This is a genomic window from Halobacillus yeomjeoni (assembly GCF_020171525.1).
In the GTDB taxonomy this organism is placed as follows: Bacteria; Bacillota; Bacilli; order Bacillales; family Halobacillaceae; genus Halobacillus; species Halobacillus yeomjeoni.
The window spans coordinates 354368-368771 of the sequence record NZ_JAIVAI010000002.1; the positions used below are offsets into that span (position 1 = coordinate 354368).

Annotated in this window: 15 protein-coding genes, 1 pseudogene and 1 riboswitch; of the genes and pseudogenes, 3 read left to right on the forward strand and 13 right to left on the reverse strand. The window is 44.4% G+C overall.

Annotated features, from left to right (window positions below; genetic code table 11):
- The first annotated feature begins 436 nt into the window (after positions 1 to 436).
- Positions 437 to 1432: a DUF4003 family protein gene (locus LCL89_RS09890; protein WP_224809962.1), complete on the forward strand. Its 996-nt coding sequence runs from the start codon at positions 437 to 439 to the stop codon at positions 1430 to 1432.
- Between the two features lie 112 nt (positions 1433 to 1544).
- On the opposite strand, the gene LCL89_RS09895 is transcribed toward LCL89_RS09890, so the two are convergent.
- The 3 genes from LCL89_RS09895 to LCL89_RS09905 form a co-directional block, all read right to left on the reverse strand.
- On the reverse strand, positions 1545 to 1859 hold the full coding sequence (locus tag LCL89_RS09895; protein ID WP_224809963.1) for a DMT family transporter: 315 nt from the start codon (positions 1857 to 1859) through the stop codon (positions 1545 to 1547).
- On the reverse strand, positions 1859 to 2200 hold the full coding sequence (locus LCL89_RS09900; protein WP_224809964.1) for a DMT family transporter: 342 nt from the start codon (positions 2198 to 2200) through the stop codon (positions 1859 to 1861). The genes LCL89_RS09895 and LCL89_RS09900 overlap by 1 nt, the downstream gene beginning before the upstream one ends.
- 56 nt (positions 2201 to 2256) lie before the next feature.
- Positions 2257 to 2360: riboswitch (guanidine-I (ykkC/yxkD leader) on the reverse strand.
- Positions 2361 to 2450: 90 nt separating this feature from the next.
- Positions 2451 to 3239 (reverse strand): GNAT family N-acetyltransferase, encoded by a 789-nt coding sequence (locus tag LCL89_RS09905; protein WP_224809965.1) that lies wholly within the window; start codon positions 3237 to 3239, stop codon positions 2451 to 2453.
- Positions 3240 to 3485: 246 nt separating this feature from the next.
- On the opposite strand from LCL89_RS09905, the gene LCL89_RS09910 reads away from it, so the two are divergent.
- Entirely contained in the window at positions 3486 to 3995 is a 510-nt protein-coding gene (locus LCL89_RS09910) for a DoxX family membrane protein (RefSeq protein ID WP_224809966.1), read from the forward strand.
- A gap of 50 nt (positions 3996 to 4045) precedes the next feature.
- Here LCL89_RS09910 and LCL89_RS09915 read toward each other — a convergent pair whose 3' ends face one another.
- A complete protein-coding gene (locus LCL89_RS09915) occupies positions 4046 to 5470 on the reverse strand; it encodes a sodium/glutamate symporter (RefSeq protein ID WP_224810064.1) in 1425 nt (474 codons plus the stop codon).
- Positions 5471 to 5752: 282 nt separating this feature from the next.
- On the opposite strand from LCL89_RS09915, the gene LCL89_RS09920 reads away from it, so the two are divergent.
- A complete protein-coding gene (locus LCL89_RS09920) occupies positions 5753 to 6211 on the forward strand; it encodes a metal-dependent hydrolase (protein ID WP_224809967.1) in 459 nt (152 codons plus the stop codon).
- A 78-nt stretch (positions 6212 to 6289) separates the two neighbouring features.
- Here LCL89_RS09920 and LCL89_RS09925 read toward each other — a convergent pair whose 3' ends face one another.
- From LCL89_RS09925 to LCL89_RS09965, 9 genes and pseudogenes are all read right to left on the reverse strand, one after another.
- A complete protein-coding gene (locus LCL89_RS09925; RefSeq protein ID WP_224810065.1) occupies positions 6290 to 7075 on the reverse strand; it encodes a sulfite exporter TauE/SafE family protein in 786 nt (261 codons plus the stop codon).
- 177 nt (positions 7076 to 7252) lie between these two features.
- Positions 7253 to 7552, reverse strand: coding sequence for a rhodanese-like domain-containing protein (locus LCL89_RS09930; protein WP_197318068.1), 300 nt, complete (start codon positions 7550 to 7552; stop codon positions 7253 to 7255).
- Between the two features lie 282 nt (positions 7553 to 7834).
- Positions 7835 to 9422 (reverse strand): annotated as a pseudogene (gene merA, locus LCL89_RS09935) (mercury(II) reductase).
- Between the two features lie 17 nt (positions 9423 to 9439).
- Positions 9440 to 9667 (reverse strand): mercury resistance system transport protein MerF, encoded by a 228-nt coding sequence (gene merF, locus LCL89_RS09940; RefSeq protein ID WP_224809968.1) that lies wholly within the window; start codon positions 9665 to 9667, stop codon positions 9440 to 9442.
- 15 nt (positions 9668 to 9682) lie between these two features.
- Positions 9683 to 10087, reverse strand: coding sequence for an Hg(II)-responsive transcriptional regulator (gene merR / locus LCL89_RS09945; RefSeq protein ID WP_224809969.1), 405 nt, complete (start codon positions 10085 to 10087; stop codon positions 9683 to 9685).
- Between the two features lie 151 nt (positions 10088 to 10238).
- Positions 10239 to 10844 (reverse strand): YitT family protein, encoded by a 606-nt coding sequence (locus LCL89_RS09950; RefSeq protein ID WP_197318072.1) that lies wholly within the window; start codon positions 10842 to 10844, stop codon positions 10239 to 10241.
- 341 nt (positions 10845 to 11185) lie between these two features.
- The gene (locus tag LCL89_RS09955) at positions 11186 to 11488 is read right to left on the reverse strand and encodes a YerC/YecD family TrpR-related protein (RefSeq protein ID WP_197318188.1); all 303 of its coding nucleotides are present in this window, start codon (positions 11486 to 11488) and stop codon (positions 11186 to 11188) included.
- Positions 11489 to 11507: 19 nt separating this feature from the next.
- Positions 11508 to 12557, reverse strand: a complete 1050-nt coding sequence (locus LCL89_RS09960; protein WP_224809970.1) for a DUF3048 domain-containing protein — start codon at positions 12555 to 12557, stop codon at positions 11508 to 11510.
- A 39-nt stretch (positions 12558 to 12596) separates the two neighbouring features.
- Complete coding sequence (locus LCL89_RS09965; RefSeq protein ID WP_224809971.1) at positions 12597 to 14342, reverse strand: adenine deaminase C-terminal domain-containing protein; 1746 nt, start codon at positions 14340 to 14342, stop codon at positions 12597 to 12599.
- Positions 14343 to 14404: the final 62 nt, after the last annotated feature.

The window sequence follows — 14404 nt, forward strand, 5'->3', positions numbered from 1 at the left end:
GAACCGCCCCACTATTTTAATAAGCCTCAAAAATTAATGAGATAGCTTACTATTCGAAATATACTTAGTAAAAAAGTTCCTCCCAGCAGAACGACCATTACCCACTTTACGAGGAATGGTAGTTTTCCAGTTGTTGTTGGATAACCTTCAATCTTTTGTTTATGAGCGATAACATCGTTAAAAGGTTTATTTTGGTTTCCATAGCTCATATCCTTCGTCACCTCCATGGAAGTGTTGAGTACTAAGAAGGCTGTTCTTCAGACAACTTCTCTTTCATCGAGTAATCTCAGCCTGGGTATGATCATGCACATCAAGCTCAACAGTCTTTTTTCTATATTCTAGAAAAACAGAGCAAGACCTTTATTTAATCTATAAGGAAACCTTTTCCTTTTTCGTCCGTAGAAAGGAGTATCAGACATAAAGAAAGGGGATCCACATGCCGCTATCACAGAATCTACTCCCATTGAAAGAAACCTATATCGACATATACGATCAGTTAAGAAAAGAAAACCGATGGACCGATAAGAAAATATTGATGATGACAGCCTCCGTCTATGTAACAAGTGAGAAGGTATTTGATATTCACCGGTATGAGAAACTATGTGATGCCATTAAAAGCGAAGCAGGTTTGTTCTCCTATTTGAAATCTCCACTTCGTTATTCCGTTGCTGCCATGCTGGACTTACGCTTTGACGATTCATTGGCCGCATTTCATAACATGATGAAGGTGTACGACTCTATGATAGAGAATGGATTCAACCGCTCCCCATTCACCTACCTCGCTGCAGCCGCCATGCTGCGGGAAGATTTGGATGGACCTGAGATGGAGAACAAAGTCCGCCGGGCAGTTGCGATCCACAAGTCTATGAAACAGGAACATCCCTTCCTGACCTCCCAGGACGACTATCCTCTCGCAGCTTTGTTAGCGGAACGGGAGGAAGAAATAGAAACCGTCATTGATCAGGTAGAATATTTCTACCGATCGCTTGACCGAAACGGATTCAGTAAAAGTAATGAACTTCAATTTTTAAGTCACATGCTGTCCTTGGATGAGACTCACACCGCTGACGAGCTGGTGGAACGCACCATCCATGCAGCAGATATGATGAAGAAATCCTCCATCCGTTTTAAACGCATGCTGTATCCAGAAGCTGGACTATTAGCTTTGATCGGTGACGCGGATCGAACTATCAATGAATGGGAAGATTTCAAGACAGCTCTCGATCAAGAGTCATCGTTCAGATGGCACAAAGACCTCAACGGAAAAGTAGCAGCCAACATTATAGTCAGTTCACGCTTACAGGATTCCGACACGTTCCAGACCGGATTGTTCACCTCACTTGAGACCCTCTTACAAGCACAGCAAGTCGCGGTCTATGCCGGAACGATGGCTGCTGTTTCTGCTGGTGATGGCGGAGGGGGAGCAAACTAATCCAATAAAAACAGCGATTATTCCTTGGAGTAATCGCTGTCTCTTCTTTACCACTTACTAAAATGCGTATAATGAAGCGTTGAACAGCACCGTCTCCACTTTTTCGCTCTACTCATGAAATCAACTTCAAACCAATCGCTGCCCCTAAAACCATACCGATGAAGATGAGCCTTCTCCAGTCTTTGGATTCCCCGTAAAAAAGCATTCCTAATATAGCCCCGCCGGAAGCTCCAATTCCAGTCCACACAGCATAAGCCGTACCCATAGGTAAAGTTTCCATGGCAATAGAAAGAAAAAGAAAGCTTGCTCCAAATCCGAGAATCAAAAGAGTGAGAGCCTGCCAATTCCTGTCCTTATGCAGTTTGTTGATCATCACGACGCCAAGCATTTCACACAAGCCTGCCAAGATTAAAGATATCCACGCCATCAGGAATGTCCCCCTCCTTCACTCTCGTCTACAGTCACTGTCTTCAATCCAATGACACCTACCAGCAAAACAGCAATCAAAAGAATTTTTCCAAGTTTAACAGGTTCTCCGAAAAACAGGATTTCTGAAACGACTGTTCCTGCTGTACCGATTCCTACAAAAACGGCATACACCGTCCCTACGGGTAATTTCCGTCCGGCCATGATCATCAAATAGAAACTGATGACAATCGAAATCACCGTTCCCGTCCACGTCCAAAAATCATCGGCATGCTTTAGACCGATCACCCACGACACTTCAAAGAAAGCAGCAATGAATACACTGAGCCAATTCCTATCCATTTCCCTACACCTCCAACATCATTCATAAAAAAATGGGAGACCACTGTTAAAACAGGATCTCCCAGGCTTTTGTCCTTCCGTGTCACAGTATGAAACTGTGTGTTTTCTCTCGGACCAGACCAACTCCACACAAAGTTGCGGAACCCTAGAAAACATTCGCTTTCATTCAATTGCGTCTAACTTAACATTATCACAAACGGAGAAACAAGGGGTCTCACTTTACATGGGATATCATGCTTTTTGTTGTCGCCTAACTCCCCTGTATTTCCTGAATGCTTTTTCCACCTGCATAAGCATGCCCGGTCTGCAAGGTGAGGATCGTGTTGAAATTACAGCGACCATACACCTTTTCTGCTCGCTCATTGATCGGGTGCACCCATAGTTTTTCGAGGTCCAGGCTTTGAGCTTCTCTTTGGATATGCTCAAGCACCCTTCCGATCAATCCTTTTCCCCGATATCCTTCGATGGTGGCGACACTTTCCACTCTTCCTTGATTGCCATGAACAAACAAGCAGGCTGTAGAACAAGGTGTCCCCTTGTATTTCAATAGGTAATGCGTATAACGAGGATCATTGAATTCAGATTGGAATGCTTTTTCCCGTACTTCTTTTCCACCGAATTCTTTGATCTGACACTCCACCCCTAAAGCTTCATCATAATTCTCTGTGGTCACTTCCTCGATAGTAATGTTGGCATCTGACGGAAACTGTGTAATCTCCCCGTTCCACAACTGAATCGGCTGGGCATGACTTTCATACTGAAAGCCCTTTTCCTTTAACAGGGCGATGAAGCTCTTCAAAGCCTCTACGTTATATAAATAAAATCGAGGTATCACATTCAAATCTTTATAAAAGGCCTTCACCTCATCAATCACCTGCTCCGGGTGGGCAGGCTGTTCACTCACATGAGCATGGTTGGCATCATAATAGTCCGGTTGATTCTCGTTCCAAAACAAAGTCCCCCATGCCCGGTCTTCTTTATTTGAAAAGGACTGCAAAAGGGCGAATTCAAGTTCTTCTATCTGCTTCATCAAATTCATCGTTTTTCCACCTACTCTTGTTTTCTATATTCTTTCATTTTGCCAGCTACGTTTCAAACCACAACAAGATTTTTCGTTTATGGACTTATGTGCAAAAAAACCTTCCCTTAATCATTCATTTGACATATCCCTCTGCTTCGTCTTAGTATTTACCATACAACAAAAAGTTTCCCTAGGTAAACTTTTTGTTGTATGGTGAAAAATAGATGGTATTCACTATCTTTAATATTATGAAAGGATGATGGTATGTCTACTTGGCTACGCTCGAGTAAAATCGCAGCTGCTTTACTTACTGTATTACGAGTATACGTAGGTTGGAAATTTCTATCAGCAGGATGGGGGAAAATGTTCGGGGAGGGACCTTTTGATGCAACTGGGTTCCTGAAAGGAGCTATTAGTAAATCAAGTGGAGAACGCCCCTCCGTACAACAGTGGTACGCAAGTTTTCTAGAAAGTTTCGTCTTACCGAATGTCGAACTTATCAACTTCCTGATACCTGTTGGAGAAGTCCTGGTTGGAATTGGATTGGTCTTTGGTTTATTTACGAGGTTCTCAAGCTTGATGGGTGCATTTCTGAACTTCAGCTTTTTATTTGCGGGTACTATAAGCATTAACCCTAACCTCATTATCATCGAATTCCTCATTCTTTATAGTGGGATGAATGCTGGTCGATTCGGGATGGATTATTACTTGAAACCCCTGCTTGACCATACAACCAACCTTTTAAGAAAAACCCAAAATGCCAGCCAGAATTAATAAAAAAGGGAAGCTGTCCATTAAGACAACTTCCCTTTCATAAAAATAACCTATCCTTCCTTATGCTTTCCTCTCCCGAAATAGAAGATTCCGGACAAGATTCCAAGCGCGGTCATACAAAGCGAGAGTATGAGCCCAGCCCAAGGTCCGACACCTGCGATGAACGGTACTGAGAGCGCTGTGACCAGACCTCCTCCTAAGAAAGGTTCATACACAAGCTGTTTGTAACCGAACGCTTCGAACGCTGGAGATTCATTTTCCGGATCGACGATACGCATCAACAGCAGTCCTGTTGCCGTTACACCCATCGATTGACCAAAATCACCGATACCTCGCTCAAACCAGTAATTCGGAATGATTTTCGGTGCGAGGAAAAGGAACCCGAATAAATTCCATGAAATTCCTGCCACAGCTAAAATCAAGAATGGTACGAGGTAGTCACCGATCACTTCAAGTGACACTGTCGCAATCGCAGATATGATCAGGATATCGAGTGCAAGACCCTGGATACGGTTGATCATCCTGCGATCGACTAAATTGTATTTATCGTTTTTATTGAAGAAAGTCTGCAGAATAATACCACCGAACATAGCGATCGGGAATAGCGGAATATACGTCATGAAGTTTGAGCCAGTCCACTGTGCGATTGTCACGCTTTCCAGTGCGATTAAGCCTTGCAGGATTCCCCAGCCGATCAAGATGGCAAGCATGATGATGGATAAATGGAAAGATAATGGCTCGATCGATTCAGGCCGAAGCGTCATCTTTCCTGCAGGTTCCCGATTCTGGAACTCCATGATCCCGCTTTTTCGAAGTTCAGTGAATCCGTCCACGTCTTTGATGACTTCCGTTTTGTTATTTCGGACAGCCCAGTTGATCAGAATTATACCGAAGATCACCCCGGATAAAACACCTACGGTCGCAAGTCCGATCGCTAAATCGAAGGCTTCAGAAAAACCGAGTTCTTCAAATGTGCTCGCCATTCCGGCAGCTGTACCGTGTCCACCCTCGAAGGCAACCTCAATCAGAGCACCTGCCATCGCTGGAATATCGAAAAATGGGGTGAGAATCAATAACACGACCAACAATCCGATCACATACTGCCCCCAGCCGATCGCCCAGCCGAAAGCAAGTTGTGGTCCACCATAAGTCCAGACATCCTTGAGCTTCGGCATCGCCGCTCCAAGGAATAACGAAGCGAACACGACATTGATCATCAAGCCAGGAAGGGCCGACCACACTTGGATGATCGTATCTGTCATTACACCGTTCGATAAGAAATGCCCCTGTGAAACGTAGGGAGAAACGATTTTACCAAGCACCTGCGGCCCTAATAATAACGCGATAAAGCCACCGATAATCGATGCTGGTAGAAAGAGATCCTGAAATATTTTCACTTTCACACGAATGAGTTTTCCGATGATAAGAAATACACCTATATATAATAGCGCAAAACCTATTTGTTCCGGACTCATCACTACACCACCTCGTTGCATTTAGATTCTAAGCTGTTGTAAAAATTCTCTCGTTTCAACAACCTCTAACCTCACTACCCGCCCAAAAAAGTTTTTCAAACGTAAATCAAAGAAAAAAGACTTTTCAAAATTCTCCAATGAAAAGTCTTCCAGATAGATATGTAGAATGTAAATCAATCTTTTTCACCTGCTAACCCGCTCTTCATGTACAAAGCATGTTTAGGAGTCTCTCCTGAAGTAAATTAAAACTGTGATTCCTATGTATGAAAGAAGGGTGAAAACATGCTCCAGACCATCATCGATCATATTCCATCAAGCTTACTCCATGCACTGGCAGGAGCCTTAATCATAGATCTTTTCTTCGGCAGTAGATATCCTTTTAAAAAACGTTTATCTCTGCTCTTTTCAGGGGTTCTATTGGTTTTCACATTAGATATTCCTAAACTGTTCGGATTCATTTTTACTCATTCTCTGCTTTTTGTCCCCATTATTGGTGCAGGACTTGCTTTGTTGATGAAAAAACTGGTATCAGAACCTCTTATCAAGCTTTGGTCCGGAATTATGTGCGTGTTGTTCTTCGGAGGTATCTTGGTAGACTTTCTTGGGAATGGAGCTCATTTATTCTATCCTATTACCGATAGGAATTTCTCCTACTCCCTTGTAAGGAGTGAGTTTGAGCTGGTCGTAGTTCTGGGGGTCATCCTTGCCTTACGCTTACTCCTATTCCATAAAAAGAACTAATTAAGTTACAAAACGTCCCTAAAAACCCTCTGCATCTTCTATATCGAAAATGCAGAGGGTTTAATGCTTCAATAGAAATTATCCTAAAATCTCCACCCATATTTTGATAGCTGTTCCTAAAATCAATAGAGCGAGTATGATTTGGAGAATCTTCGTATTTACTTTCTTTCCTGCATTCGCACCTAGTGGTGATGCAATCAGGCTTGCGACGATCATCACTACTGCTGGAATGAACAATACCTGCCCGGTAAATACCTTTCCTGCTGTGGAACCTATGGAAGAAATAAATGTAATCGCAAGCGATGATGCGATGGTCATACGAGTCGGTATCTTCAAGACCAACAACATGATCGGTACGAGAATGAACGCCCCGGCTGCACCAACAATACCAGCTCCGATCCCGACAAGAAATGCAAAGATCGCAGCCAACCACTTGTTAAAGGTGACTTGATCCATCGGTTGATCATCAATGCCTTTTTTAGGGATAAACATCATAATCGCTGCAATCGTCGCCAAAATTCCATAGACGAGGTTTACGCCTTCCTCTGTCATGAATTTCGAGCCGAATCCACCGATAAAGCTACCGATTAAAATGCTGATCCCCATGTAAAGTATTAATGTCTTGTTTAAATATCCACCTTTTCGATATGCCCAAACGCCACCAATTGTAGCGAAGAGGACTTGAACGGCACTAATTCCTGCCACTTCATGAGAAGTGAAGGCTGACAGGCCGAGTAATGCTGGAATATACAGAAGCATCGGGTACTTTATGATCGAACCACCAATGCCCACCATTCCCGATACGAAGGAACCAACGAATCCAATTAGAAAGATTACAGTTAAAAAGTATATGCTATAGTCCATTTCCATCGTTTTCACCTTCTCATTTAAATAAGGACCCCGGGGGCCCTTATTTAGACTTATCCTTTTTTCCAGAATCTCCTTCGTGAATTTAAAGAAGTTCATACCATCCGATTTCACCCAGTATGCGAGGCTCCTCCGGTGTCCGTGCACTTCAAGGTCCTCACCTCAATTCGTCCTTTACTTTTCTACATCATCTTTCCATTCAAGCATGCCGCCACTCATATTCCGTACCTTATAGCCTTTTTCATCCAACAATTGATAAGCTTTTCCGCTTCTGCCTCCAGAGCGGCAAACCATGATATGTTCTTTGGATTGATCGATTTCATCTAATCGGTCCGGCAGTTCTCCTAAAGGAATGTGAGTGGCACCTGGTATCTTCCCTTCTGCGACTTCTTCATCCTCACGCACGTCAATCACACTTACATCTTCATCACTTTTTACTTTCTTTGCTACTTCTTCCGGTTTGATTTCCTTCATGTTCATGACCTCCTTAAGTAATGTTATCCTCCTGTATACTCACCCCTACCAATACATAACGGGGTATATAGGCGGATAAAAATTTTAGGATCAATTTGTCATCCACCCTTACTCAACATACCCTGGGTTACAGTGAGTAAGGGATGAAGAAACTGAACCTTTTCAAATCATTTTCATGAATACTATTACCAGTTAACGTAAAAAGTTAAACATTCATTTTCAGCCTTCCTATTTAATTGCTTGATCAAGGATTCTGATAGTCAGCTCTCAGTGGTCTACGTGCTAACCTGCACAGCAGGACAATTTGGAAACATCTTTATCAAACGTCAAACTCGCTAACTTCAACCCTTCCGCCATCGTTAGATAGGGAGCCATAGTCTCTTGAAGATCTTCGGCGGTCAATTTAAATTTCACAGCAAGGGTAGCTGCATAAATGACATCCCCGGCGTTTTCACCCACCACGTGAGCACCAATAATCTGATTCGTTTCGGCGTCCATGATCAATTTGAACACACCTTGAGTTTGATGATTCACTAATGCTCTTGGAACCGAGTCTAATGGAAGGACGGACGTCTTCACATCATATCCAGCTTGATGGGCCTGGCTTTCTATCCATCCAACAGACGCGATAGAAGGGGTTGTAAACGTCACTGCGGGTATATGTTCCAAGTTTTGTGTTTTGTTCGTTTGATGAGATACGTTGTGCCCAACGATGCCTCCTTGATGTGCTGCCACATATACAAATTGAGGGCTCAGGGTTACATCACCAGCTGCATAGATATGGGGATGATTGGTTTGCAGATAGTCATTGATAAGGACCTCTCCATAATCCCCTAATTTTATACCGATGTTACGTGCTTGGAGTTTATCAGTATTGGGCTTCCTTCCTGCTGCAACGAGCAGCTGATCACCTTCAATAATCTTTTCGTTCCCTTCCACTTTCACATGTACGAATGTTTGACCGTTTTTCTCCTCGACTTTTTGATAATGGACATCTTTCATCAAGGTAATCCCTTCTTCTTTCAACAACTCTTCAACGGTTTCGGAGATCTCAGGTTCATATTGTTTCAAAAGCCTTGAACTCCGTTGCATAAGCGTTACCTCCGCTCCTAGGTGCCGATACATTTGTCCTAATTCCAAAGCGATGTATCCCGATCCTATGACAACAAGATGCTTTGGAACTTCCTTCAACTCTAAAGCGGACGTGCTTGTCAAATAAGATACATCTTTCAACCCAGGGATATCCGGGACGTAAGGGGAGGCCCCTGTGGCAATTAGAAAGGATGAGGCACTCAGATTCTTTCCCTCGACGGATACAGTGTTGGAATCAACGAAGTGAGCTTCTCCTTTAATAAAATCGAATCCGTATTCATTGATCAGATCTTCATATTTCTCTTTTCGCAAGTGTTGGACCAACTTCTCTTTTTGTTTTTGCAGATTCTCCATATTTGGCTTCTTAACTGAAGTCGATAAACCTTCGAATGGTTGATGCTCGGATTGAAATTGAATGTGCCCTGCTCGGAGGAGAGTTTTAGAAGGTACGCAGTCCATTATCAGATGCCTGTATAGCTGCAGAAAAAGCAGCTCCCCCTGAGCCTATAATTAAGAAATCATAATCGTAGGCCGTTGCCGATAATTCATTATTATCAGCTGTGGTTATATGAATCATTTCCCCTGGTTGATATGGGGTCTGCTGAAGTGATTCCCGTATGGTACCTTCCTTAAGACCTTCAGGAAATTGAAATTCCGCTTTTCCTTTTTGATAATCCACTTGAATGTTTTCAGCACCACTTTTTTGAAGAGTATGTCGAACATGTTCTTCACAATTTGTACATGTCATTCCTTTGATACTCAACTGAATTGTTCGCATGTAGTTCTCCTCCTTTACTAAGAACAACAGCCCCTATTGGCTGATGATGGTTTGCTTTTTTTATAAGTACTTACTGCAAGGATGAAAAATACAGCCAGCAACGGAAGTAAAATATAATCCAAGTACCCTCCCCAGGCTCCTAGCCCGAGCAAACCTAAAAAGATTACTAATAATGGAGTCGCACAGCAAAGGAGAGTGATGAAAAATCCAACCACACTTCCAATAAACCACTTATTTCTTCTCATCTTACTACCCTCCTTCTAACTATCATCTCCAAGAACATTCTCGATAATTGGACAAGCATATAAGTCTCTTTCATTCGGGCAACAATTCTTCAAATCATCCAATACTTTTTGTATGTGTTGTAAATCTTTAATTTTCTTTTCGACATCCTGCTGTTTTTCTGAAATGAATTGATACATATCCTCACAACGACCTGAATCTTTATCGACTATCCCTAACAGTTTGTGTATTTCACTTAGTGAAAAGCCCAGATCTTGCATTTTTTTAATGAAATGAACGCGTTTTACTGTTTGCGCTCCATATATACGGTACCCTGAGCTGTTACGGTATGGTTCTGGTATTAATGATTTCCGTTCATAGTAACGGATGGTTTCTTTGTTCACGTTACACCTCTCAGCTAATTCGCTAATTCTAATCTCCAAATGAATCACCTCTATACATAATATAAACCCTGTACCATGGTACAGGGTCAAGTAATGATTGGTTTATTATTCTTTTTTAGGGGCAAAAGATGGAGTGTTTCAAGGAAAAATGTAACTTACAAAAAATATCCAGACCTATTGATCTGGACATTCATTTTTCAATGATTGATATATGCCCGCCACCTCTTGAAGAAGTGAGCAGCATAGTTACAAGTCCTACGCTTAAGATGGTGATCGTGGACAAAAGAAGAGTTTGCGTTGAGAAAAGGTACCCGCTCGCAGCGATGATGAGGAGGTCGAAGGCGAAAATCACAAACCCGACATTCAGTTTAACCCAATCAGCGATCATCTGCGCAAGAAGGTCCGTCCCCCCAGTGCTCGTCTGATTGCGGAGCATGAGACCGATACCTCCTCCAACGAGCGCACCGCCGAAAATGGAGCTGATCGCAGGATCGAGCGCTAAATGGTAGTCGCGCAGTCCGTGGAAAATATCAATAGAAAAGGAGGAAACAAGCAGCCCATGGAGGCTGTTGTAAAAGTAGGCGCGGTAATGAAACCAGGCGAGGGTGAAAATCGGGATACTGAAGCAGATGATCGTGAAACCGACTTTCAATCCCCAAATATAATTCATTATCATTCCAAGACCGATCATGCCGCCATCAAGAACATGGTCCGGGATGAGGAAAAAGTTGATGCCGAGCGATAAAAGAATGCTTCCGAACAAGATCGAGACGCCTTTTTTCACAAACGATTTCATCAGGTCATCCCTTTCTGTCAGGACAAGTTTTACTTCATCCTATGCTCGTCTGAGGGGGAATAGAATCAGAGGTTGATGAGTTGCTTGGCTACCAACTATATCCTTTCTATTTTAATAAATGTGTTTAGGTGTGGGTAAAGACACAATGAAGTGACCTTTAGCACACTCATTGATGAGGTGGCGGTGGAAATGGGGAGACTCCTGCGGGAAAAGCGGTCCAGGTGAGACCCCGCAGTGAAACGAGGAGGCTCAGCACCGCCCGCGGAAAGCGGACCATTTCCACCGCCACCTCGACCTTCTGCCTGATAATTTCCACAAAAAAAAGACCGACTCCCAATGAGTCAGCCTTCCTTCTTTTCCTGCACACGATCAAGCGCCAGCGTATACGCGTCATTCCCGTAGTTCAAGCAGCGCTTAACGCGGGAAATCGTCGCCGTGGATGCGCCCGTTTCCGTTTCTATTTTATGATAGGTGAAGCCTTCACGCAGCATGCGCGCCACTTCAAGGCGCTGAGCCAGCGACTGGACTTCGTTCATCGTCGCTAAGTCATCAAAGAACTCGTAACACTCTTCGACGCTTTGCAGTGACAGGATCGCTTCGAACAATTGATCGAGGGTCTTGCCCCGAAGTTTATCGATTTGCATACTCTCCATCCCTCCTGACTTAATTGGCTTCGACGGTTGCATTCGCCGGTATGACGTTCACCCAAGTCTGACCTGGTGTGAATGCGAGCGGTTCGCCGTCTTTATAGGGCAGGATACGGCCGTTTTCACTTTGCCATTCGACCTCCTGCATCTTTCCATTTTGTAAAAGATACCCGGTTCCGCCGGCTGTTAAATTTACGTCACGGCGGCCGACGTTATCGATGATTTTGTGATTCGTTTCTACGATGAAGACGTTCTCGAGTTCCAGTCGCTCACCGTTGTTGCTATCATTGGATGGTTGTCCGTCGCTAGAGCGAAGGAACGTACCATTCTCCTGATCGACCGTATACGTAACGGTTTCCTGTGGTCTTTCGGAATACGTGATTTTCACGTCATTCACCGCCTGTCCTTCACCAGAACTTTCTTCAGCAAAAGGCAGTGCTTCAATCGTCATATCGGTGTCATAGCCCTTTTGTTCAAGGACACGATCCAATCCGTCCGAAAGTAAATACGAATTGTGCGGCGCCTTCCGTTCATTGGAACGCATGAACAGCCAGCCATTGTTGTCATACTTGGCTCCGTTCACGAAATCGATGCCGCTCGATTGTACTTTATTATTGATTGCGGCAGAAGCACCGTGATAAACATAAACGGCATCATACCCTGCAGCCAATTCGAAGTAATAAGGTCGTGCACTTCTTACCGGTCCTATTGTATCAGGAATTTGACTATGAAATAAAGCTAAAAAGCGGGTGATCTGCCCTTCTGCCAATACTTCATAGACGACATCCGCCTCACTCAGCCCCGATTGCGGCCGGGCTCTTGTATGGTTGTTGACCATCACGGAAATCGCGCGGTGATCGACCTCTTCATCGGTCGGTTCTCCGGTCAAAGGATAGACATTCTCAAACTCGGGCTCCTCTTCTTCCTGTTCCACGGCTTCTTTCTCTTCTACAGTCGTCTCTTTTTCAGAGGCTTCTTTCGATTTTTTCTCTGTACCTGCATCACTGGAGCAGGCGGCCATCAGGATGAGAAAAGGGACAATTAAAAATAAAGCCAGCTTTCTCATTCAAGCATTTCCCCATTCTATATTGTTCTCTCTTTTATATTAACGCATGATCGAAGGATAGAGTACCTCTTTCTTTTTCACATCCATGATCCCCATCGGTGTGATGCGGATGTAAGGCAGATGTACGGAAGAAAGGAAAAGCAGCGTATAAACGGGATCACCGAACGGGAATCCGTACCCTTTCAACAGCTTCTTCAGTTCCTCTTCCTCTTTGATCAATTTCTCGAGAGGCAGATCGGACATCACACCACCGAGCGGAAGAGGCAGCTCAAAGATGATTTCCCCGTCATCGACGAGTACGATACCTCCTCCTATTTCCTTCATCCGCTTGAACGCTGTTTTCATATCCTCACGGGATTTTCCGACTAAAATCAAATCACCCGTGTTGGAATAGGAGCTGACAAGCGCGCCGAGGGAATGGGTGAACCCTTTCAAGAACGTATTCACCGTCCATTCTCCTTCGCGGTCCATCAGCATGAGAAACGCTTCATCACTGTCTTCCGGCAGCTGATAAACGGAAGGATCGATATCGATCGCGTACGGCTTCATGATGACATCGTTGACCATCTCCATTCCGATCGGCATCGAGAACTGCAGATCGCGATCACTCATCTCCCAATCGATGGAAAGCGGCTTGATGCCGTTTTTCTCCCATTCGATCGTCGTGGAAGGTGGGATTTCCTCACCATCACGCTTCACCCATTCACCCTTGGCGATGACCGAATGCGGCGTCGGATCTTTCGGGTCGGTCAAAAAGTTCAAGTGGGCGACACGGCCGACGTTGATGCTTCCAACCCGGTTTTCCACTCCGAAATGACGCGCCGGCTGATACGTCGCCATCATATACGCATCAATTTCCGGGACACCTGCTTCCATCGCGATTTTGATGCATGGATTGATCAGTCCTTCACGATAAAAGCCAGGCGTAGACCCGTCGGTCGTGAACATCAGGTGATCAAAGTGTGTGTGCCCTTTTTCCTGCAGGCCTTTTAAAATCTCAGGCAGGTCCGGTCTGATCGATGAGTAACGAAGTCCGGTATTGTAGCCGATCTCCAGCCGGTTCAACACATCGTCTGCCGTCATCGCTTCATGATCGGAATCCATACCGAGCAGGCGCATTTTCGCAAGCGTTTTTTCAGAAGCTCCAGGCAGATGGGCTTCAAGCGGCTTGCGCGCACGCTTCGTTTCCTGCATGCGGTGAAGCATCTGCTCATCACCGCCATAAAGGACATCCGTCCAGGCGGTCAGTTCGCCGCCCTGGATTACAGCATCATGCTCGATCCAATCCGGCACCTGGTCCTCGAACTTCCTCCGGTCTTCCTCACGAAGCACAGACTGTGAATCGAAACGTGCCCACCAGTACATTGTCGCAGGCAGTTTCATCGATTCTTCCAGTAAAGAAAACGCTTTCTCTTTGTCGGTTAAAAAAAGCCACATCAAGTTGTCATTCACCAACGTTGTGGTTCCTGTCCGAGCTGCATATTCCGCTAAGCTTCGGGGATTATATAACTGAAACGGATGGGCATGAGGTTCAACGTAGCCGGGTACGATATAGCTCTCTGAGCCGTCGATGATCTCCGTTCCTTCTGTATTCGGTGGTAGGTTCGGACCTGTATAAACAATCCGGTCTTCGTAAATCCATATATGTCCTGACATCCATTTTTTCAAATAGACGTTCAAGTAAGTTGTATTTTGAATTAATTTGGTCGGCGCATGCGTTCCGTCCAGCACGGATGCATGGACACGCAGCTGACGGTTACGCCAACGGAATCGTGTTTCATTCATGGGGAGTCCTCCCTTAATTCAATATCTACTATCGTAACACATGACGATCACGTTTACGAAGG